At 57.6% G+C, this 17,781-nt stretch carries 16 protein-coding genes; 8 read left to right on the top strand and 8 right to left on the bottom strand.

What is annotated here, in order from left to right; genetic code table 11:
- Positions 1 to 36: 36 nt before the first annotated feature.
- From ABVQ20_RS29940 to ABVQ20_RS29930, 3 genes are read right to left on the bottom strand one after another with little or no spacing between them, the layout of a single operon-like run.
- Positions 37 to 1,536 (bottom strand): aldehyde dehydrogenase, encoded by a 1,500-nt coding sequence (locus ABVQ20_RS29940; protein WP_354463306.1) that lies wholly within the window; start codon positions 1,534 to 1,536, stop codon positions 37 to 39.
- A gap of 2 nt (positions 1,537 to 1,538) precedes the next feature.
- Positions 1,539 to 2,444 (bottom strand): dihydrodipicolinate synthase family protein, encoded by a 906-nt coding sequence (locus ABVQ20_RS29935; RefSeq protein WP_354463305.1) that lies wholly within the window; start codon positions 2,442 to 2,444, stop codon positions 1,539 to 1,541.
- A 10-nt stretch (positions 2,445 to 2,454) separates the two neighbouring features.
- On the bottom strand, positions 2,455 to 3,162 hold the full coding sequence (locus ABVQ20_RS29930; RefSeq protein ID WP_354463304.1) for a GntR family transcriptional regulator: 708 nt from the start codon (positions 3,160 to 3,162) through the stop codon (positions 2,455 to 2,457).
- 137 nt (positions 3,163 to 3,299) lie between these two features.
- Between ABVQ20_RS29930 and ABVQ20_RS29925 the strand changes: the two genes are divergently transcribed.
- Genes ABVQ20_RS29925 through ABVQ20_RS29900 form a run of 6 tightly spaced genes read left to right on the top strand, consistent with a single transcriptional unit; the run spans position 3,300 to position 8,836 of the window.
- Positions 3,300 to 4,388 carry a quaternary amine ABC transporter ATP-binding protein gene (locus ABVQ20_RS29925; protein ID WP_435528450.1) on the top strand — a complete coding sequence of 363 codons (1,089 nt, stop codon included), beginning with the start codon at positions 3,300 to 3,302 and terminating at the stop codon, positions 4,386 to 4,388.
- Positions 4,388 to 5,332 (top strand): ABC transporter permease, encoded by a 945-nt coding sequence (locus ABVQ20_RS29920; protein WP_354463302.1) that lies wholly within the window; start codon positions 4,388 to 4,390, stop codon positions 5,330 to 5,332. Before ABVQ20_RS29925 ends, ABVQ20_RS29920 begins: the two co-directional genes overlap by 1 nt.
- 28 nt (positions 5,333 to 5,360) lie before the next feature.
- Entirely contained in the window at positions 5,361 to 6,347 is a 987-nt protein-coding gene (proX, locus tag ABVQ20_RS29915; protein ID WP_354463301.1) for a glycine betaine/L-proline ABC transporter substrate-binding protein ProX, read from the top strand.
- Positions 6,238 to 7,347, top strand: coding sequence for a GlxA family transcriptional regulator (locus tag ABVQ20_RS29910; RefSeq protein ID WP_354463300.1), 1,110 nt, complete (start codon positions 6,238 to 6,240; stop codon positions 7,345 to 7,347). The genes proX and ABVQ20_RS29910 overlap by 110 nt, the downstream gene beginning before the upstream one ends.
- A gap of 23 nt (positions 7,348 to 7,370) precedes the next feature.
- The gene (locus ABVQ20_RS29905; protein ID WP_354463299.1) at positions 7,371 to 8,105 is read left to right on the top strand and encodes an SDR family NAD(P)-dependent oxidoreductase; all 735 of its coding nucleotides are present in this window, start codon (positions 7,371 to 7,373) and stop codon (positions 8,103 to 8,105) included.
- Entirely contained in the window at positions 8,102 to 8,836 is a 735-nt protein-coding gene (locus ABVQ20_RS29900; RefSeq protein WP_354463298.1) for an SDR family NAD(P)-dependent oxidoreductase, read from the top strand. The genes ABVQ20_RS29905 and ABVQ20_RS29900 overlap by 4 nt, the downstream gene beginning before the upstream one ends.
- Before the next feature lie 306 nt (positions 8,837 to 9,142).
- On the opposite strand, the gene ABVQ20_RS29895 is transcribed toward ABVQ20_RS29900, so the two are convergent.
- Positions 9,143 to 10,066: a LysR substrate-binding domain-containing protein gene (locus ABVQ20_RS29895; protein ID WP_354463297.1), complete on the bottom strand. Its 924-nt coding sequence runs from the start codon at positions 10,064 to 10,066 to the stop codon at positions 9,143 to 9,145.
- A gap of 116 nt (positions 10,067 to 10,182) precedes the next feature.
- Between ABVQ20_RS29895 and ABVQ20_RS29890 the strand changes: the two genes are divergently transcribed.
- Together ABVQ20_RS29890 and ABVQ20_RS29885 are read left to right on the top strand one after the other, a co-directional pair.
- Positions 10,183 to 11,436, top strand: coding sequence for an aromatic ring-hydroxylating oxygenase subunit alpha (locus ABVQ20_RS29890; RefSeq protein ID WP_354463296.1), 1,254 nt, complete (start codon positions 10,183 to 10,185; stop codon positions 11,434 to 11,436).
- Positions 11,426 to 12,508, top strand: coding sequence for an FAD-binding oxidoreductase (locus ABVQ20_RS29885; protein WP_354463295.1), 1,083 nt, complete (start codon positions 11,426 to 11,428; stop codon positions 12,506 to 12,508). Before ABVQ20_RS29890 ends, ABVQ20_RS29885 begins: the two co-directional genes overlap by 11 nt.
- A 430-nt stretch (positions 12,509 to 12,938) precedes the next feature.
- Here the strand turns inward: ABVQ20_RS29885 and ABVQ20_RS29880 are convergent, their stop codons facing one another.
- The 4 genes from ABVQ20_RS29880 to ABVQ20_RS29865 form a co-directional block, all read right to left on the bottom strand.
- Positions 12,939 to 13,928: a GlxA family transcriptional regulator gene (locus tag ABVQ20_RS29880; RefSeq protein ID WP_354463294.1), complete on the bottom strand. Its 990-nt coding sequence runs from the start codon at positions 13,926 to 13,928 to the stop codon at positions 12,939 to 12,941.
- 395 nt (positions 13,929 to 14,323) lie between these two features.
- Complete coding sequence (locus ABVQ20_RS29875) at positions 14,324 to 15,211, bottom strand: dihydrodipicolinate synthase family protein (protein ID WP_354463293.1); 888 nt, start codon at positions 15,209 to 15,211, stop codon at positions 14,324 to 14,326.
- A gap of 951 nt (positions 15,212 to 16,162) precedes the next feature.
- A complete protein-coding gene (locus ABVQ20_RS29870; protein ID WP_354463292.1) occupies positions 16,163 to 16,966 on the bottom strand; it encodes an SDR family NAD(P)-dependent oxidoreductase in 804 nt (267 codons plus the stop codon).
- A 9-nt stretch (positions 16,967 to 16,975) separates the two neighbouring features.
- Complete coding sequence (locus ABVQ20_RS29865) at positions 16,976 to 17,737, bottom strand: SDR family NAD(P)-dependent oxidoreductase (protein WP_354463291.1); 762 nt, start codon at positions 17,735 to 17,737, stop codon at positions 16,976 to 16,978.
- Positions 17,738 to 17,781 lie beyond the last annotated feature (44 nt).

The raw sequence follows: 17,781 nt of genomic DNA, 5'->3' as shown, positions 1-17,781 counted from the left end.
CTCGTTGGACCGGCAGTCTTTCAGCCTGGTGTATGTTCACGCCACGGCCTCGTCGACGTCATCTGTGAGGTCGAGCCAGATCGTCTTGATCCGCGTGTACTGATCGTGAGCGTGGATCCCCTTGTCGCGGCCTCCAAAACCGGACGACTTGTAGCCGCCAAACGGAGTCGTGATGTCGCCTTCGCCGAACGAGTTTACCGTCACGGTACCCGCCCGGATCGCGCGCGCGCCCCGGATCGCCCGTTTGGCGTTCGCCGTGTAGATCGACGCGGCCAAGCCGTACTCGGTGTCGTTTGCCAGTTGGATCGCTTCTTCGAAGCTTTCCACGGTCAGCACCGCCAGGACGGGGCCGAAAACTTCTTCGCGAACGAGCTTGGCATTGCGGTCGGCTACGTCAATGATCGTGGGTTCTACGAAACCGTGCTTGGCCTTGCCTCCCAGCAAGACCTTCTGGCCCTTTGCGAGATAAGAACTAACCTTGTCGAAGTGGGATTTGGATACAAGTGCGCCGACCCGGTTTTCGGGATTCAGGGGGTCGCCCATGGGCCATTCCCTAGCATGTGCGACCATGCGCTTGATCAACTCGTCCTTGATGCCGCGCTGGACAATCAGTCGGGATGACGCGCTGCAATTCTCGCCCATATTCCAAAACGCGCCGTTGACGATATGAGCTGCGACCCGGTCGAGGTTCTCCGCATCGTCGAGGACAACCGCCGGATTTTTGCCACCCATCTCCAAGGTGACTTCCTTAAGGTTGGATTCGGCTGAGTATTTTGGAAAGCGGCGGCCGGTCTCGGTGGATCCAGTGAACGAGACCATATCGACATCCATGTGACGGCCGAGGGGCTCGCCAACATCACCGCCGCTACCGGGGAGCACGTTAAATACGCCCGCGGGAATTCCGGCTTCCATGGCAAGTTCGGCCACGCGCAGCGCTGTCAGACTCGTTTCCTTGGCAGGCTTCACGATGACCGAGTTACCTGCGGCGAGAGCGGGACCTATTTTCCACGCCAGCATCAGCAGCGGAAAATTCCAAGGCAAGACCAATCCGACTACGCCGACCGGTTCACGGACGATCATCGCGATGTGGTTATCGGAGGCAGGTGAAACCTGGTCATAGATTTTGTCTATGAGTTCCGCATGCCAAGCGATGCAGTGGATGGTTTCTGGAACGTCAACTTTTTCGCAATCGTAGATCGTCTTGCCGCTGTCTAGACTCTCGAGAACGGCCAACTCCCTGGCGTTGCGTTTCATCAATTTGGTGAAACGAATCAGGATTTCCTTGCGCGCTGACGGATGCAAACGCGACCAACGTCCGTCCTCGAAAGCATCGCGCGCCTTCTGGACGGTGAAATCGACGTCTTCCGGTCCGCATGACGCGACTTTGGCCAGGACTTTGCCTGTTGCGGGATTGGTGGTCTCGAACGTTTTTCCCGACACTGCGGGGCGGAAGCTGCCGTTGATGAACGCCTGCGTGGGGAATTCGAGCTTGGCGGCAATCGATTGGTATTCTTCGTGCGTCAGTAGATTGCCCATGGTCACGCCTCCCCTCCGATCTCAGCGATCGTCCGTTTAAGAACCCGCACCACCTGCTCAAGCTGGCGCATATCGTCCTTGTTGAGTCCTTTTAGCGGCGGCCGTGGCGGACCAGCGTAAAGCCCAGCCATTTCGCAACCGTACTTGATGCATTGGATGAACTTGCCCCCCTGCTCGAGCACCCGCATCAACGGCATCATCGCCGTCATGATGCGGCGGCCCTTGTTGAAGTTGCCTTCGACAGCGCACGCCTCGTATAACGCTATGTGCTCGCGCGGCAGGAAGTTCGATCCGCCGCATACCCAGCTCCGTGCGCCCCAGGCGAAGAATTCCAGTGCCTGGTCGTCCATGCCGCAGGACATCTGGATATACGGGTAGTCGCGGGCTAGGAGATGAACGCGGTTGATATCGCCCGAGCTTTCTTTAACAGCGCAGAAATTCCTGCTGCGACCGACCCGGTCAAGGAATTCCTCACCCATGTTGATGCCCATGCGGCCGGGATAGTTGTAGAGCATGATCGGAAGATCGGCGGCCCGATCGATCGCCAGCGCGTTCAAAGCGTTCTCGCGCTCCGTTGGGACCGAGTAAGGGGGCGATCCGACCAGGATGGCGGATGCGCCTATTTTGGCGGCCGTCTCCGCCATGAGGATCGAGTCAGGTAGGCGGATAGCGCCCGTGCCGATGATTAGAGAAACACGGTCGCCTATGATCTCTTTGGCGAGCTTCGCCAATTCCACGCGCTCTTCCATCGACTGAGCATAGTATTCGCCTGTTGATCCGCCGTTGATGATGCCGTGCACTCCTGCCACGACCAAGTGCTCGATCACTTTGGCGAACGCCTCGCTGTCGATCGAGCCATCGTTTCGATACGGCGTGATGACGGGTGTGTAGATCCCCTCGAATTTCATCAGATTCTCCTTAGGGCATGCTTTCTGGAACGCGTCCCAGCGGGACGAAAACGCTTCCGGGAGACACGAAACTTTCAATCTGGGCTCGCGACAATTCCCAGTGCGCGATCGCCAATTCCGCGCAGGCATCGGCATCGCCTGCGTCGATCAATGCTATGAACTGGTCGTGCTGCTCGACCGCCACGACACGTTGATCCGCGAGTTCAGGATGCCGCGGGCTGTAAAAGGTCATCCCGATTCTCGTATGGTCGATCAGCAGCCGTCTCAGGCTTGGCATCAGAAACTCGTTGTCAGCCATTTCGCCCATGATCGAATGGAAGCGCTCGTTGGTGAGCGCGCGTTCCGCCGTGTCTTTGTCCCGGATTGCGGCGCGGAATAACAATTGGGTGTCTTTCAGCCGCATGATTTGCGGCTTGGTTGCATTCTGCGCCGCCAGTCGGCCGATAGCGGCGTAGATCATCGGCGCTGCGATAAAGAAGTTCCGCAGCGTCTTGTGGGTCATCGGCGCAACCTGAGCGCCGCGGTTCTCATGAAGGATCACGTACCCTTCGCCCGCTAACTGACGAAGCAATTCGCGCAGCGGAGGACGGGAAATGCCGTAGGCTTCCGCGATCTCTGTCTCGTCGAGATAGCTACCGGGCTCAAACACTTCCGTCAGGATTCGACGGCGCAAGTCCTCCAGGCAGTTGCTTTTATTTCGCTTCGCGTCACCGGGCATCTCTTGGGTTCTCCGACAGGGTTGTGGCAACCAGCGAACTAGCATGGCGACGTCTGTAGCGCGTAATAATACATCTTGTCTACTATGAAAATATGTGATGTAAGATAAAAAACGACTTAACAATGGGACCGGATTGGATGGACAGACAGCCTCAGGAAGCCTTCATCCGGTGCGAGGGAATCTGGAAGGTCTTCGGCGCGAGGGCAAAGGAGGCGATCCAGGCGGTTAAAGCGGGCCAGATGACGAAAGTGGCTATCCGCGACCGGCTCGACTGCGTCGTTGGGGTGAGTGACGCGAGCTTCAGTGTCGCCCGTGGCGAAATCTTCTGCATCATGGGTCTGAGCGGCTCAGGAAAGTCGACGCTGATCCGCCATATCAACCGTCTCATCGAGCCGACCGCCGGAGCGGTTTATATCGAGGGCCGGAACGTCAACGCCATGGGTTCAAGGGAACTGAGGCAGCTGCGCGCCGAGAAAATCGGGATGGTCTTCCAGAACATGGCGTTGATGCCCCATCGCAATGTCCGGGATAACGTCGCCTTCGCGCTCGAAGTCAGGGGCGTGCCCGAAGATAAGCGCCGCAGCGTTGCGCGTCAGGCCATCGAGGCCGTGGAACTCGCAGGCTGGGACCACAAATATCCGGACGAACTCTCGGGCGGGATGCAACAGCGCGTCGGTCTCGCCCGCGCCATTGCGGCAAACCCCTCGATCTTGCTGATGGACGAACCTTTTTCCGCGCTGGACCCCCTTATTCGCCGCCAGTTGCAGGGCATGTTCATGGAGCTCTCGGCCCAACTGCACAAGACGACGGTTTTCATCACGCACGATCTCGACGAGGCGATCCGCATCGGCGACCGCATAGCGATTATGCGCGATGGCGTCCTTGTGCAGGTCGGAACGCCTGAGGAGATCGTCACCAATCCGGCGGATGACTATGTTGCCGACTTCGTGGGCGGCATCTCCAAGCTTGACCTCGTCACCGCGGCGAAGGTGATGCAGTCGCTCGAGCAATTCCGCCAGGCGAACCCGGTACGGGACATGTCAGGCTGGCCGGTCGCCCGGCCCGACGACAAGCTCAACACCCTGGTGGACCTGTCCATCGGCACGACCGATCCGATCCTCGTCAAGGACGGCGACTCGTCGGTCGGCGTCGTGACCAAGGACGCCTTGCTGCGGGGCATCCAGGGCCGTGAAGAAAACAGTTCCGCGACGCGGAGGGCCCACTAATGACAGGCGAGAGGACGTTCAATTGGCTGAACCCTTTCGAAAGCGTCGATTTGAATATCGCGGGGTATTCCGACGGCATCAAGCAATGGGCGATCGAGCATCGCGAAGCGATTCAGCCCTTCAAAGTGTTTTTCGACGGGCTCATCCAAGGTATCGAGCGGGGGTTCCAGGCGACGCCACCGCTGGTCATGGTAGCGATTATCGTTCTGATTGCATGGCAGGCTGCAGGTCGAAAAACCGCAATATACGTCGCGGTCGCGCTCACGATCCTCGGTTTCCTCTCTCCGGATGCATGGTCGCTGGCCATGACGACCCTGGCGATCGTGACCGCGTCGGTCATTCTTTGCGTCCTCATTGGTCTGCCGCTCGGTATTGTCGCTGGCAAGAGTGATCGGTTCGAGGCGGTGCTACGGCCGATCCTGGACACGATGCAGACAATACCGGCCTTCGTCTATCTCGTGCCGGTTGTCATGCTCATCGGCATCGGAAACGTTTCGGGTGTCATTGTCACGATCATTTTCGCGATGGCGCCGATCATCCGTCTTACCTCGCTTGGAATCCGGACCGTCAATCCTAGCGTCGTCGAAGCCGCCCGCGCCTTTGGAGCTTCACCGTCTCAGATCATGTTCAAGGTCGAGCTGCCTATGGCCGCACCAACAATCTTCGCTGGGCTTAACCAGACCATCATGCTTTCCCTTTCGATGGTGGTCATCGCATCGATGATCTCGGTCCGCGGGCTCGGCAACGAGGTGCTGCGCGCCATGGGGCGGCTGGACGCGGGCAACGCGATCGTCGGCGGGCTTGGGATCGTGATACTCGCGATTGTGCTTGATCGCATTACTCAAGGCATTGGTCGTTCGGGGCGGGATCGCGGGCACCGGAATTGGTGGCAAGGCGGGCCGGTCGGACTTGTCGTCAACCTCTTTATAAGTCGACCTAACTAACCAAACCTAACCCAGAGGAGAAATGCGCATGAAACGGCTTTCCTTCACTACGGCGCTTGTTCTGTCATTTGTCGCCACCCCCCTTCTTGCCAACGATAAGCCCGGTCAAGGCATCACAGTTAAGCCAGTGATAGAGCCGATGATCGAAGAATTTTTTCAGGGGCGGATCATCGACCATGCGATGAAAGACCTCGGGTACACGGTAGCACAACCGGTGGAACTTCTCTCTCAGACCGCGCACATTGCGGTTGCTACCGGTGACGCTGATTATTTTCCCAACAGCTGGGAACATCTGCACGCGGCATTCTTTAAGGAATCGGGCGGGCCAGATAAGATCTCAAAGGTCGGCAACCTGATCGAGGGTGCGCTTCAGGGGTACTTGGTTGATAAGGCCAGCTATGACGCCGGGATCAAGAACCTCGGAGACCTGAAAGACCCGAAGATCGCAGCCAGATTCGACGTGGATGGTGACGGCAAAGCCGATCTCGCTGGCTGCACGCCCGGCTGGGGCTGCGAACGCGTAATCGAACACCAATTGACCGAGTACAAGCTCCGAGACACCGTCAGCCACAATCAAGGTGATTATAACGCGATCATCGCCGATACAATCGCACGCTTCAAGAACGGCAAACCCGTGCTGTACTATACTTGGACACCGTACTGGGTCTCAGGCGTCCTGGTCCCTGGAAAGGACGTGGAGTGGCTGAGCGTACCGTATACGTCACTGCCTGACGGAGACAAGGCGGACACGGAGTTCAAGGGCAAGAACCTGGGCTTTGCCGTTGACAGCCTCCGGATCGTCGCGCGCAACGATTTTCTCAAAGCGAATCCGGCTGCAGCCAAGCTGTTTGAAGTCGCTAAGATCGATATTAACGACATCTCAGCCGAGAACAAATTGATCACCGATGGCGAAAAGACGTCTGCCGACATTGATCGGCATGTCGAAGATTGGATCAAGGCGCACCGCGCTGAGTATGACGGCTGGCTCAAAGCCGCTCGCGACGCAGCCAAGTAAACGTCAACAGCGGGGCGTTCTTATACGCCCCGCAACCGTTTGTGCGATCATGTGCCCAACCAGCGATTTCGTCTTTCTTCTTATCGACGAGTTTTCTCATCTGGCGTTCTCCTGCGCACTGGAGCCGCTAAGGATTGCGAATCTCGTTGGCCACCGCGAACTCTATCGCTGGCGGCTTTCCTCTCCGGATGGCCGGTCCGCGAAGTGTTCTAACAACGCGATCACCCTGGTCGACCGCGGTCTCTCCCCCGCCCAACGGGGCGAGACATTAATTCTCGTCTCGGGCATCAACATGCAGAACCATATAACGCCCGAACTCCTCAGCTACCTTCGTTCTGAACGCGCGCGCGGGACCCAGATCGGTGCCATATGCTCGGGCGCCTACATTCTGGCCGCGGCCGGGTTTCTAGATGACCGCAGAGCGGCTCTTCATTGGGAATTCCATGATGTCTTTGCCGAACGGTTCCCCTTGGTGAATTTGACAAAGTCTGTTTTCGTCGCCGATGAAAAGTTCATTACCGCTTCGGGAGGAACGGCCGCCGCCGATCTAATGTTGCACTTGATCGGGCGTGATCACGGAAGGGATCTCGCGGCCGCCGTTGCTGATCAGATGGTCTACAACGCGGTCCGCGAAGGAAGCGCTACCCAGAAGGTGTCAATCAGGTCGCGTTACGGCCTGCGAAACAGCCGTTTGGCCGAGGCGATCCGTATTATGGAAGACCATGTCGAGTCGCCGCTCAGCAGCGCGGAGCTTGCCCGTCGGCTGGGGGTGTCCACAAGACAACTCGAGCGGTTGTTCGAACGCTACATGAATACCTCGCCCAAGAAATACATCATGGACCTCAGATTGCACCGTGCGAGAAACCTCATCGTGCAGTCCGAACAGGCGCTGACTGATATCGCGATGGCATGCGGTTTCGTATCTACTTCACATTTTTCGAAGGTTTATCGAGAGCACTTCGGCAACACGCCCGGAAGCCAACGGTCGACACTCAACTGATTTAACATGAAGGAAGGAGTTCCATGGGATATTTTGAAGGGAAGACAGCGCTCGTCACCGGTGCCGCGGGAGGCATCGGCGGCGCGATTGTCAGACGATTGCGATCAGAGGGCGTGCGGGTTGCCGTAGCCGACCGCGATGTGACCGGAATTGACGCGGAGACCCATCTGCCCGGCGATCTTCTCGAGGCATCTTATGCCGATGAATTACCACGTGCCGCGTTCGACTCCCTGGGCAGCCTTGACATCGTCATCAACAATGCAGGGGTGATCACGCGCGGCTCGGTGACCAACACCACTGATGCCGATTGGGCTTTGTCGCTTGGAGTCAATGTCGAGGCACCTTTCCGGGTATGCCGGGCCGCTATCCCGATCATGGCGGATCGCGGAGGCGGCGCCATTGTCAACGTATCGTCGTGCTGGGGCGTGCGCCCGGGCCCAAACCATGCAGTCTATTGCATGACCAAAGCGGCCATTGCGTCTCTGACCCAATGCATGGGGATGGACCATGCGCACCAAAACATCCGTATCAATGCCGTGTGCCCGAACGAGGTGAACACGCCGATGCTGCGTATGGGTTTCGCAAAGCGCGGCTTCAATCCAGATACCGCCGTCACGGAACTCGGGAAGACTGTGCCGCTTGGACGCATCGCGGAACCCGAAGACATCGCTGATGTCATCGTGTTTCTAGCATCTGATGCCGCCAGGTACATGTGCGGCTCTCTCGTCGAAGTGAACGGCGGAAAGCCAGTAGGATGAATAGATTCGAAGGAAGGGTTGCGCTCGTCACCGGCGGAAGGACCGGAATAGGTCTCGCAATCGCGCGCCGCCTCCGGGAAGAAGGCGCGCGGGTGTTCACCGCTCAGCGAGGTGATGATCCAGAGTTCGAGTCGATTGTGATTGACTTCGCTTCTCCCGCGGATGCGGGTAAGGCCGTCGAAGCCGTTGCCGCCAGCGCAGGCAGGCTCGATGTGCTCGTCAACAACGCGGGAATGATGCAGGAAGCCCTAGTCGAGGACATGAAGCTTGCGGATTGGGAGCGCAACATAGCCGTGAATTTGACCACTCCGTTCATGCTTATCAAAGCGGCGATGCCTCATTTGCGAACAGCTCGTGGCACAATCGTGAACGTCGGCTCGATCGAAGGCTTAGGTTCAAATCCCAAGCACGCCGCATACTGCGCTTCTAAGGCTGGACTCCATGGATTGACGCGTGCGATTGCGGTCGACCATAGTGCAGAGGGTATCCGCTGCAATGCGGTTGCCCCTGGTTGGATCGACACCGATCTCAATGTGGATTTGATCGAGAGCACACCCGACCCTGCGGGCTTCCGACAGCAAATCGGTAAAATTCATCCTGTCGGGCGAACCGGTAGGCCGGAAGAAGTAGCGAGCCTCGTTGCTTGGCTCGCATCGACCGAGTCGTCCTTCGTGACGGGTCAGGTCTGGACGATCGATGGCGGGCGAATGGCCAAATTGAGCCTGCCGTAGTGAACCTGAAACTCTGGTTGACGGCGACCGCCGAGCAAAAGGAGCAAACCGGGCTCATCAAGTTGCTCACATTTGAAAAAGCGGTTGTCGCTTCCACAAGGAGGAAAACGTTGGGCTCGAAATCCCGGCTAGCCAATTCGGCCGCGAATTTCGGTCGTTGCGCCAGTCACTGCGGTGACGTACGCGCTGCCCGGGTCCCTCCGCGGAACCACCGCTATTTTCTCCGCGCGATCTCCTGTCGCAGCTTCGTGACTGTCGGACGACCACAACCCCGCGGCGGCTTTTTCTCCTCGGAATCTCAGAGGCTCAAAGGTGTGTTGACATGGGTTCATGGGACGAGACCGAAAGCCACTGCTTGAACAACATCACTGCCTCCCTGTTTTGCCGGCGGGTTGGCAGCACCACAAAATAGGCACCTTGGGGTTTGATTGCAGCGGCGGTCAGCCGTACTAGGCGCCGTTGCTCCAGCAGGTCTTGAACGAGCCGCTTCCAGCCCAACGCGATGCCCTGTCCATTTAGCGCCGCGTAAATCGCCTCCGTGTAATAGCTGCAGCGCAATCCAAGCGGTTTGCGCGGAACAACAACACCGAAGGCGGAAAGCCATTCATTCCAGCCGGTCCACATTGGATCGTCGGTTTCGTTGGAAATAAGTGAATGCCCGATCAGGTCATCTGGACTCCTGATGGGCCCCGCCGAACGCGCGAAATCTGGACTGCATATGGGAAAGATCTCATCCTCGAACAGCGCTTCCGCATGTCCATCCGCCCACATCCCGGTTCCAAACCGGATCGCTACATCCATTTCCCCGCGCTGGAGATCAGGAATGTCGTCCTGCGTGACTATGCGTAGGTTGATTTCCGGATGTTGACGCGAAAATTCGGATATCCGCGGCACTAGCCAAAAGTGCGAGAATGCGACGGTGGCCGATATGGTCAGGTCAGCACTCGTTCCGCCCTGTCGAAGATCCGTGACCGTTTCGGTGAGCAGATTGAACGCACTGCTCGTGGCTTCCGAAAGCAACTTGCCCTTCACGGTCAGCACCACTTTGCGGTGTGACCTCATGAAAAGGGGGAAACCAAAGTCCTGTTCAAGTAGGTGGATTTGTCGACTCACCGCGGCCTGTGTGATCCCCAGTTCTCCTGCGGCTTTGGTGAAGCTTGATAGCCGTGCGGCTGCCTCGAATGCGGTCAAAGCCGTCAGTGGTGGGAGTTGCCTGCGAATGCTTTTCAAGAGTAGGTGCCTTCTACGGAACACATTACTTTTCATTATGTGAAGCGAGCACATTATTGCGGTTGCGATTTGAAGAAATCCTGCGATTTTCCATGCATCATACATAAGGAAGAATTATGCTCAACAAGTTTCCCTCATCCATCACTCCGCTGCTGGACGCGCGTGTAGAAGGCCACTCTCTTCCGGCGGGCCTCTATACCCGAGACGACGTTTTCCAGGCGGACATGGACGTGTTTTTTTCCAAGCACTGGATTTACGTCGGACTGGAGTGCGACGTGCCCGAGGCAGGCGACGCCGTCGTGATCGACATCGGAAACACGAGCCTTATCGTGCTGCGCGACGATGACGAGCAGATACGCGTGGTAAGAAACATCTGTCGCCACCGCGGTGCGCGCTTGCTCGACGCAGGCGCTACCGTGGTGTCAAAGCTCGTTTGTCCTTATCACCAGTGGACATACGAGCTGTCCGGTGACCTCAGCTACGCCCCGCACATGGGCAAGGATTTTGACAAGAGCTGCCGGAACCTGAAGGCGGTCAATTTCCAGTCGATCGGTGGGCTCATCTACGTCTGTCTTTCCGACAACCCGCCGTCCGACATCGCGACGCTTAAAAAGGTGATGGAGGAACGCCTCGCGCCCTATGACGTCAGGAACGCCAAGGTCGCCCACGAGGTGGACGTCATCGAGAAGGGCAACTGGAAGCTCACGATCGAAAACAACCGCGAATGCTATCATTGCTCGGCGAACCATCCCGAGCTTTGCGTGTCGTTCGTAGACCTCGACTTCGGGTTTGACCCAGAGAGCCTTAGCCCGGAAGACCGTGAGGAGGCTGAAGCCCATTTCGCGATGTACAATGAACGCACCACCATTTGGGAGGCCGATGGCTTTTCGTCAGCCGCTATCGAGCATACCCGCGATGTCGAAACGAACTTCCGGACGCAACGGCTGATCATCGCCGGCGCAGGTGAATCGCAGACCGAGGACGCTACAGCAGCATGTTCGAAACTTCTCGGCCGCATGACACGCAGGGACCTTGGCGACATGCATCTCTGGGGGCACAACTCGTGGAACCACTTCATGGGCGACCATGCGGTGACCTCGATTGTCATTCCACTTTCCGCCGACACAACGCTCGTCCGGACCAAGTGGTTGGTTCACAAGGACGCGGTGGAAGGCGTTGACTACGATCTCGAAAAGCTGACCCACGTCTGGGTCGAAACCACCAACCAGGATGCCGGTCTCGTCGCTCGCTCCCACGCGGGTATTCTCGATCCCGCTTACGAGCCCGGCACCTATTCCAAATTCAGCGAACGCGCGCTCGACGATTTCGCAACGTGGTACATCGAAAGGATGCGCGCCCATGGCTACTAATCTGCTTACAAGGGCGACGGGGTCCACCGCCGGGCAAATCTGGAACCCGGACACCGACGACACGCTGCTTTGCGTTGATGTCCACGACGAGACCCACGACGTGAAAAGCTTCACGTTCGTCTCGCCTGAAAGGAAAAGCTTCGCGTTCAGCGCCGGACAGTACTTCATGTTCGAACTCGGTATCGATGGAGAGGATGACGGACGATGCTACAGTGTGTCATCTTCACCGCTCCGGCCGGGCGCAATCACCACAACCGTCAAACGGGTCACCGGAGGAAAGGTCTCGAACTGGCTGCACGACAACCTGAAGCCCAACATGCGGGTCCGGGCATCGGGTCCGCTCGGGAAGTTCACTAGACCGACCGCCAAGAAGTTCTTATTCATCTCCGGAGGATCGGGGATCACTCCGGTGATGTCTATGGCGCGGGAAATGGCGGACACTGCCCAGCCTGTGGACGTCGTCTTCCTGCATGCCGGACGGAGCCCCCGTGACCTCATCTTCCGTAACGAGCTTGCCAACCTCGCCGAACGTCTCAAGGGATTCCGGCTTCATCTGCTTCCTGAAAACATTGCCTCGGAGCGATCATGGTCCGGCATCTCCGGAAGGATTTCCAAGGAATTTCTTTCACTCGCCATGCCTGACATTGCCGACCGGACAGTGATGTGCTGCGGGCCCGCGCCATTCATGATGGCCGCCCGCGCCATCGCGGCTGAGCTTGGTGTGGCGACGTCAAACTATCACGAGGAAAGCTTCGACCGAGCGGAGATCCAGGACGCGCCGTCTCCTGGAGGGGATGCCGTCAAAGCGAAGTCGTTCAAGGTTCAGTTCTCCAAGCAGGGAAAGACGATCGTCGCCGGAGCCGACCAAACCGTGCTCTCGTGCGCCAAGAAATCCGGCGTCAGACTTCCGTCGTCATGCGCCAACGGTATCTGCGGCACCTGCAAGTCGAAACTCGTCAGCGGTAGCGTCGACATGAATCATGAAGGCGGAATCCGCCAACGTGAAATCGATGCCGGGTTTTTCCTACCCTGCTGTTCCAAGCCATTGAGCGATCTCGTAATCGAGAGATAGCCTTTCTAAAATCGTTCCCAAGACTTGCCGGATTGTTTGCTGGGCATCGACACCTGTCGACGCCAGTTCTTTTTTTGACTCTACTTTGCAGGCGGCCAGCGACCTCCACCCTAGTTAAAAGCTGCTGGCGGAACGCGTTGGCCTAACCACCAAAATAGTCGCGCTCTACGATTCGGGAACGATTGGTTTCGTCGGAAGCCACATCTAGCGCTCGAACATGATGGTCGACGCGAACCAGCAGGTCTATGTCGACACGCCGCGCGGCCAGAAAGCGCGCTCTCGTCGGCGAAAAAGCTTGCCGATCTCGACATCTCCATTTTCGTCCCGCGTAGGCATGGTTATCAACCCGTACAGCGCTGGCATCCGCGAGGGCAGACTCTGTGTCTCGGAATGCGCCATGGCCGAGAACCTGAGATCGAACCTATGCGGATTACGCGGCTGCAGCGGTACGCAGCTGTGTTGGCGACTGTCCGAAACTCTCTTTGAACGACCTCGAGAAATGGGAGGTGTTCTCAAAACCAGTCTCGAGAGCGATGTCAATAAGGGGCGCGTCCGAATGTAAGAGAAGATAGCGGGCGCGTTCTAAGCGCATCCGCTTGTACACAACGGCGGGGGAAGCTTTAGCGTGATCCATGAACAGCCGCTCCAGCTGCCTGCGAGAAACGCCGACCGCCTCGGCGAGCATTGGAATTGAAATCGTATCCTCGGTATGCGTTTCCATCATGATCAAAGCCGCTTTGACTTTCGGATCCCTCGATTCGATGGCGAGCGGGCGTCGTGGCTGGATGTCGAACGTTGAGCGTGCCTTCTCGATTTGCAGCACCTCTAGGGCGTTCCGCTCTGCGTCTTTGCCTATATGACGTCTGACGATCGAGGCTGCCATGTCCGCTGCACTACTTCCCCCCGCGCACGAACCACGGGTGCGGTCAAGGTTGAAAATGCGATCCGCCCATACTTTCAAATCTGGAAATCGGTCACGGAAAGCCTGATAGTGCAGCCAGCTCACGCAAGTTTGATGGTCGCTGAGGAGCCCGGCGGCGGCTAAGATGAAGGTCCCTGTGCAAAGGCCGATCAACGGTATCTTCTGGCGACTCGCTTTCCCCAAGAATTCGATCGTGCGAGCGTCGATTGGCTCATCCACATTCAGGAGACCACCGACCACAACAATGTAGTCGTATACCGCCGGGTCAGCCAAGTTGGTTGTTGGAGAGACCTGGATGCCGCAACTTGAAGTGACCAGGTGTCGCGTACTCGACAGGACCTGCCAATCGGCGAAAACGCGGCCGGACCGATCAAGCTCGTCGCTGGCCAGTCTCAACGTGTCGACGAAAAGTGCGAACGCCGAAAGGGTAAACGAACGGGCCAAGATGAATCCGACCTTGAGTTGCTTCTCGGGCATCTGCTTTGGGGTCGGTGTCATCTCTGTTCCAAAAGGCGTTTCGACGCATCGAACACACAAGCGGCTCGCTCGAGCGAAGCAACTCACGACCGTCGCGACCTAAGGTTGACCGCGGCACTACATTCAATCCGTCATTGTCGCCGCGCGCGCCGGTCGCGCCCTCACGAAACCGACCGCCTGTTGTCGCTATGCGTCGCCCGATCCGGTTCAATGTCCCCGCTGCTCAGGAGGCAAAACCCAGAACGCGAATAATCGGGTTTCCTTCGACGTGCTTGATCCCTGGCGAATTGTAGAAGCAACCGCCCACGCCTGGAACGAACCAGGCGTCGTTCGCTCCATTCTGGCAACTTCCAAAGACGCGAAAATCTGCATGATTGAGTTGCGGGAGCGGATGTCATCCGCGGATCTTTCCACGATTACACTTTCTCCGCCTTCTTGAGTTCGCCAAGTGCCATTCGCAGAGCAATCATTTTCTTCGGAGGAAGCGCATTGAGAGGTCGGCGTGGCTTGCCAGCGTCAAATCCAGTGATCTTCGACGCTGCGTAAACTGACTGCACGTAGTCCCCCTGCCAGATCAGCGACATGATGGGCTCGAGCGCCCGCCAGCGTTCGCGGACAAGGTGCCAGTCCCCGGCCTGGGCAGCCTCGACGACGGCGGCACACGACTTGGGAGCGATGTTGGCGCCGCCCCAAATCAACCCGGCCGCGCCAGCGAATAGTGCGTAGGGCACAAGCGGGTCCGCACCATTCATGATGGGCAGTCGTGTGCGGATCAAAGAGGCTTGCTTACCGAGATCACCACTACTGTCCTTGGCGGTACAGAAATTAGGGATTTCGCTTAGTTTCGAAAGGAGGCTGGGCGTGATTTCAATGCCAACTGCGTGCGGGACATTGTAGCCGATGATGGGCAACCCTCCCTTGGAAGCTTCCGCGTAGAAGGCGAAGATGTCCTCTTCATCGGTAGGCCCTTCGAAAAAGGGCGGAAGCACCATCACTCCGTCGGCCCCACATTCCGCCGCATGCTTGGTCCTATCGACGACTTCTTCCACGAGAAGCGCGGAAGTTTGAACGATGACCTTCGCGCGGCCGTTGATGATCTTGCTGCCTTGTTCAACGAGTTCCTTAGACTCTTCTTTCGAAAGATATACATGCATACCTGTCCCAGAGCTGAGGACGAATCCTCTGATACCGGATGCGATGTAGCGTTCGATAAGGCTTTCGAGGCGGGTCAAGTCGAGGCGGCCCCGGGCATCGAAGGGGGTCGCAAGAGCGAGGTTCAGGCCGGGGAATGGGAATTCCGCCATTGTCTTTGATCTCCGTTGGGCTGGGGTTAATCGGGCTAGATCGCAGACGGCGCGGCACTTGGTGGTGGGGTTTCTCACCGTCCAATCGCCTCGCTTGATCGGCGCCCTCATAAAGGGCGCCGACTCCGTAACCCAGTACAATGTGCGGGGACATCTTTGCAGTCAGCTGTGCGACCTTGCGATGCAGATTCGCGTCTCGGATCAACGAAATTATGCTTGATAAACCGGCAAGCGATTAAACAACCTCCATCCAAGTGAACGTTGAATCAGCGCCCCGCGCCACGTCACAATCGATTCATCAATCCCGGACGTACTCTAGGTTCGGGAAGCGAAGGGGTGACTGTGCCGTCTCCCGCGATTTTGCTGCAATTGCCGAGGTGGCAGCTCCTTCTCGCTTTCGAGGTCGGTCAAGCTGTTTTCACCGAGGTCTCGGTTGATAGGCCAGCTTCACCCCAGAGTATCGAACGCTGAGGGCACTTGCCACATGATCAGACAGCCGTGGTCCGCGGTTCCGCCAAAAACACGTGAGCTCCGTGGCAGACATCGACAACATCACCAAACCATCTTGCTGAAGTTGAGCACACAAACTCTGTTGTGTGCTCTGCGGTCAACGAATAGCGGTCTCGAACAAAACCTTCCGACATCTTCTGTCGGGTTTGTCGGGGCCGCGCCCCAACTGACATAGCCTTCATGCGTTCCCGGGATCAGGGCCAAAATGCGATCCCTATTCCAAAAACGGGTTCGGCTGGAACCTTCGTCGGCCCGTCAAACTTCTTGGACAATTGGAGCGATTGCGGCATAGGCACCTTTGCCGATGGCTCCAAAAGCGGGCGGGTACGGAGAGGAAAAGTGCTCCACCCAACGAGTACTCGAATGTAACGTATGGAAGCATCGGGAGCGACTTCACCAAGTACGGTTAAGTCGTTAGGGTGCACATTTGGGACCGAGGCACTATGGCTTCGTCAGCTTGGCCCGATACTCCTCGTCCAAGATGGCGGGCAGGGATATCTTTTTGGTTCGCGCGCCGTCGACGGAAATCATTTCACCGCTAACGAAACTGGAATCCTCACTAGCCAACCATACGACCGCATTGGCTATCTCCTTTGGAGCGCCAATCCTGCCCACCGGGTGAAGTTGTCCCAATTCCCGCTCGATCAGGCTTCGGTCCGGGTGCATCTCGACATATGCACGGTTCAGCTCGGTATCGATCCAACCGGGACATACGGTATTGCAACGTATACCGTCAGGCCCAAGGTCAACTGCCAGTCCCAGCGTAAGACCGTGCACGCCGGACTTGGTGGCGGCGTAGGCCGTATGCCAGGGGTTGACCATATAGCCCTCGACCGATCCAATGTTGACGATCGTGCCCAAGCCGATACGTCTCATTTCTGGGACCACATGCTTGGCCATGAGAAACGGGCCACGAAGATTGACTGCCATAAGCCTGTCCCAATCCTCGGCAGTCTGTTCGTCAATGCACTTATGAATGACTATGCCGGCATTGTTGACCAGTACATCGATCCTGCCAAACTTCTGCAGCACCTCGTCAATGAATGTGCGAATTGAGACTTCCTTTGTGACGTCGAGAGACATAAACGTCAGCCCCTCGGCGCCGCAATCGGCTGAGCGGTCGTCACGCAAGTCGCCAACAGCAACCAAGGCGCCTTCATCAGCGAGCCTCTCGGCAATTGCACGCCCTATGCCTCGATTGCCACCGGTGACGATGGCAACTTTGCCTGATAGCCGATTACCCAATAGTTCCTCCTATCCTGCCGTGAAGCCACCATCTATTGGAACAGCAACCCCCGTGATGTGCCTCGCTCCCTCGCTCGCGAGGAACAGCGTCAGAGTTGCGATTTCCTTCGGAGTCGCCACGCGACCCTGAGGTATTGAATCTATGTTCCTCTGGAAAATCTCGTCGGCAGTAGCCGGCTGCCTGTGGGCCGACACCAGCATGGGCGTATCCACGGCGCCGGGGCAGACAGCATTGATGCTGATGTGCTCTTTGGCATGATCGAGCGCCATGGCTCGTGTTAACAGAACCACGGCGCCCTTTGACGCACAATAGGCAGCCAGCCCGGAACAGCCAACCAGCCCCACACTCGAGGCTATGTTGACAATGCTGCCGCCGCCGGTCCTCCTCATAGACTTCACCGCGGCGCGGCTAAAGTAGAACACACCGTTGACATTGGCGTCGAATGTCTGCCCCCAATCGTCATCCGTGGTCTCGACAGCACTTCCACGCCGGATGATCCCGGCGCTGTTGACTAACACGTCGACCTTTCCGAACCGCTTTACGCTGGAATTAATCACCTGGTCGGCGAAGGCCGAGTCAGTCACATCGCCCAGCATCAATTCGGCCGGACAATTGAGTTTCTGAACCGACTCTAGGACTCGTTGGCCCCGCTCTCGATCGCGGCCGACCAATACGAGTGACGCCTCTGTCGCGGCGAAGGCCTGTACGACGGCCTCTCCTATCCCCGACGTTGCGCCGGTAACGATAATTACCTTCTTGGAATGCGTCATGGTAGTGATTGCCTAGCCGGAGTGATGTTCGCCAATCTGATAAG

Origin of the sequence: Mesorhizobium shangrilense, from assembly GCF_040537815.1 — a bacterium.
GTDB classification, from domain to species: Bacteria; Pseudomonadota; Alphaproteobacteria; order Rhizobiales; family Rhizobiaceae; genus Mesorhizobium; species Mesorhizobium shangrilense.
The sequence above is the reverse complement of the archived record's forward strand: the minus strand, read 5'-3'. Positions and strand labels throughout refer to the sequence as shown.

Bases quoted from the DNA above. Each gene is read 5' to 3' on its own strand.
- ABVQ20_RS29940 (WP_354463306.1), bottom strand. From the start codon at position 1,536: ATGGGCAATCTACTGACGCACGAAGAATACCAATCGATTGCCGCCAAG.
- ABVQ20_RS29935 (WP_354463305.1), bottom strand. From the start codon at position 2,444: ATGAAATTCGAGGGGATCTACACACCCGTCATCACGCCGTATCGAAAC.
- ABVQ20_RS29930 (WP_354463304.1), bottom strand. From the start codon at position 3,162: ATGCCCGGTGACGCGAAGCGAAATAAAAGCAACTGCCTGGAGGACTTG.
- ABVQ20_RS29925 (WP_435528450.1), top strand. From the start codon at position 3,300: ATGGACAGACAGCCTCAGGAAGCCTTCATCCGGTGCGAGGGAATCTGG.
- ABVQ20_RS29920 (WP_354463302.1), top strand. From the start codon at position 4,388: ATGACAGGCGAGAGGACGTTCAATTGGCTGAACCCTTTCGAAAGCGTC.
- proX (WP_354463301.1), top strand. From the start codon at position 5,361: ATGAAACGGCTTTCCTTCACTACGGCGCTTGTTCTGTCATTTGTCGCC.
- ABVQ20_RS29910 (WP_354463300.1), top strand. From the start codon at position 6,238: ATGGCGAAAAGACGTCTGCCGACATTGATCGGCATGTCGAAGATTGGA.
- ABVQ20_RS29905 (WP_354463299.1), top strand. From the start codon at position 7,371: ATGGGATATTTTGAAGGGAAGACAGCGCTCGTCACCGGTGCCGCGGGA.
- ABVQ20_RS29900 (WP_354463298.1), top strand. From the start codon at position 8,102: ATGAATAGATTCGAAGGAAGGGTTGCGCTCGTCACCGGCGGAAGGACC.
- ABVQ20_RS29890 (WP_354463296.1), top strand. From the start codon at position 10,183: ATGCTCAACAAGTTTCCCTCATCCATCACTCCGCTGCTGGACGCGCGT.
- ABVQ20_RS29885 (WP_354463295.1), top strand. From the start codon at position 11,426: ATGGCTACTAATCTGCTTACAAGGGCGACGGGGTCCACCGCCGGGCAA.
- ABVQ20_RS29880 (WP_354463294.1), bottom strand. From the start codon at position 13,928: ATGACACCGACCCCAAAGCAGATGCCCGAGAAGCAACTCAAGGTCGGA.
- ABVQ20_RS29875 (WP_354463293.1), bottom strand. From the start codon at position 15,211: ATGGCGGAATTCCCATTCCCCGGCCTGAACCTCGCTCTTGCGACCCCC.
- ABVQ20_RS29865 (WP_354463291.1), bottom strand. From the start codon at position 17,737: ATGACGCATTCCAAGAAGGTAATTATCGTTACCGGCGCAACGTCGGGG.